The sequence below is a fragment of the Syntrophales bacterium genome (genome assembly GCA_030655775.1).
Taxonomy (GTDB): Bacteria; Desulfobacterota; Syntrophia; order Syntrophales; family JADFWA01; genus JAUSPI01.
In genome coordinates, this window is record JAUSPI010000157.1 from 1 (window position 1) to 2,613 (window position 2,613).

Genomic DNA, 2,613 nt, shown 5'->3' on the forward strand with positions numbered 1-2,613 from the left:
GCAGGTTACCTTAATCCAAAAAAAATCAAACGGGGTTCTCTGAACTATAACGACTTCTCGGATAACGATTTATTTCTTGTCAGATGTGCGTGGAACTATATCAAAGCCTACGACATGAGAACAAGGTCGGCTTTTGAGAGGGCGGAGGCAGAGTACGCTGATCCACAAGTAAGTTTTCTATAATGAAAATTGCGATAGACTTTTAAGAGAACCGTTTGACCTTGGAAATGGCAAAATCTAAAAATAAATAAAACCAACGTAATATTATTAGAGGGATGATATGAAGTCTATTATGGTGGCTGAAGTTGTCGGTGCTAAGGGAAAAATAGAAGCCCGAAAAAAGTGGGAAAGAACAAATGGAAAAGAAGAAAAGCGTAACTCTGCGAAAGAAGTACGAATTAATACATTTTTAAATACATTAATTGAGGGAAATTGTTTGGATGTCATGAAAGATATTCCCTCGAAATCAATAGACATGATCCTCTGCGATTTGCCTTACGGGACCACCCAGAACAAGTGGGACAGCGTGATCCCCTTGGATCTTTTATGGAAGGAATACAGGAGAATCATTAAGGATCGTGGCGTCATAGCACTCACGGCACAAGGTGTATTCACAGCTATGCTTACCATGAGCAACCCCACAATGTACAAATACAAGTTTGTGTGGATAAAATCAAAACCGACAAATTTTCTTAACGCAAAAAACAACCGCTTAGGAAATATGAAGATATATGTATTTTCTATAAACAACAACCCGCATATAATCCTCAGATGAATAGAGGAGAACCATATAGCAAAGGCGTAAGGAAAGACCAGTTTACGGGAAGCTATGGCGAATTTAAACCCGTGCTCGTCAAAAGTGACGGGCAGAGATACCCGTGTGATGTGGTATACTTCAAGACATCTGAAAGTGAAGGTAACGTTTGGCATCCCACACAAAAGCCGGTTGAGCTTGGTAGATACTTAGTTAAAACATTTACAAACCCAGGTGATATCATTCTTGACAATACCTTTGGGAGCGGCAGTTTTCTTTTGTCAGCACTTCTCGAAGGACGTAATTTTATTGGGATTGAGAAAAACCGGGAAGTTCATCTTTTTAAAAAGAAAAAAATTGATTACATGGCGGTGGCAACAGAACGGTTAAAAGATGCCTACGACAGCATTAAAGGTGCCGCAGTTTCGGAAACAATTTTGGAAACAGGGCTTATCGAGACATTTGAACAAAACGCATATAATTTAAATACATTATGATAACAAGGTATAATGAAAGAAGTTGGGCAATTGATCTTATCTCGGAAATAAATAGAATTTCATCGTTAGTGAGAAGGCCGATCAAAAGAGCCGGTGGAGAAAGAACCATTGTGGACGAATCGGGAAGCCTCTTCCCTGATGTTTTACTATACGGTGAGGAATCGAGTGGTAGAATTCTTCAGGGATGGGAACTTAAAATGCCCGATACTCCCGTTACTGATCCAGATTTAATTGAAAACGCAAGAAAGAAAGCAAAGATTCTTGGCCTTGATAGCTTTCTTGTCTGGAACATTACAACCGCAGTACTTTATGTGTCGGAAGAGGGTGAACTTTACAACCCTCTTAAAACCTGGTCCGAACTATCCCATATTACAAGAAGGAATGAGGTTGAATCCTACAGGGATGACTGGGTTGAGTTGCTCGAACAAATACTTCAAGATTTGAATGAATTCTTTGACAAGGGTATATTAAGAAGCAAAACTATTGTCGATACCTTCTCGGAAAGTACTATTGTTGATATTATACTAAACAACACTGAATCCGTTGCCAAACATCTTCAACGAATTGCGTCAAGAAGCTCTAAGTTCGATGCGGAAGTGGACCTATGGTGGCGGGCAGTACGATTCGAATATCATGGTGAAAATGCTCCATGGAAAGTCTTAGCACGATCCAACCTTATAAGCTGGATTAATAAATTTGTTTTTGCCCACATTTTGAAGACTTTTTATACCGAAGCTTCCCTTGTGGAGAAAATAGAGGAGAGCGTTTCGATAAGCGATGCGCTGGATATATTTAAAAATATTTCAAATCACTGTGACTTTTGGAATATTTTTACGGCATTACTCGGGGGAGAATTCCTCACAAAACAAGCCTGGTCACAAATTACACAGTTAAATGGCTTCCTGTCAGAAATACAGTTCAAAAAAATAAATCAAGAACTTTACAGGCAGTGCGGCTGCCCTATCCATCCCGGATGACGTCTCGCAGATCCCCGTTCATGACGATCACTTCTATGGGGATCCTCAATACTCATGGGACGATTACATCGAAGCATAACGCATTGTAAAAAAGAGGCGTGCCGGAAAGGTCTGTCTGAATGGCGATCAAGAATGCCTTCCTGACGGGCGACTCGTCCCAAAAGTGAGCCGGCTGCTCAACAAGGACTGCAGCGAATCAACATACACTGCCCAACCGCATCACCACCCCCTTTTTTTAAATGAAAAATACCCCTTGACAGGCAAAACTACCCCTCCTATACTCCGAGCCGTCAAAAGCAATATCTGATCAAAAATAATAACCTCTGCTTCTTCAATTGCCTGCTTAACCTCGAAGCGTGTCTGATGAGCAAAATCATCATCATCT

4 protein-coding genes are annotated in these 2,613 nt (G+C 40.6%); all 4 read left to right on the top strand.

The window, feature by feature from the left end; all coding sequences use genetic code 11:
* Positions 1-183 (top strand): hypothetical protein (locus Q7J27_08600; GenBank protein MDO9529206.1); only part of this gene is annotated, 183 nt, incomplete at its 5' end.
* A 109-nt stretch (positions 184-292) separates the two neighbouring features.
* Entirely contained in the window at positions 293-775 is a 483-nt protein-coding gene (locus Q7J27_08605; GenBank protein MDO9529207.1) for a hypothetical protein, read from the top strand.
* A complete protein-coding gene (locus Q7J27_08610; protein MDO9529208.1) occupies positions 772-1,251 on the top strand; it encodes a site-specific DNA-methyltransferase in 480 nt (159 codons plus the stop codon). Before Q7J27_08605 ends, Q7J27_08610 begins: the two co-directional genes overlap by 4 nt.
* Positions 1,248-2,228, top strand: coding sequence for a hypothetical protein (locus Q7J27_08615; protein ID MDO9529209.1), 981 nt, complete (start codon positions 1,248-1,250; stop codon positions 2,226-2,228). Before Q7J27_08610 ends, Q7J27_08615 begins: the two co-directional genes overlap by 4 nt.
* The last annotated feature ends 385 nt before the right edge of the window (positions 2,229-2,613 follow it).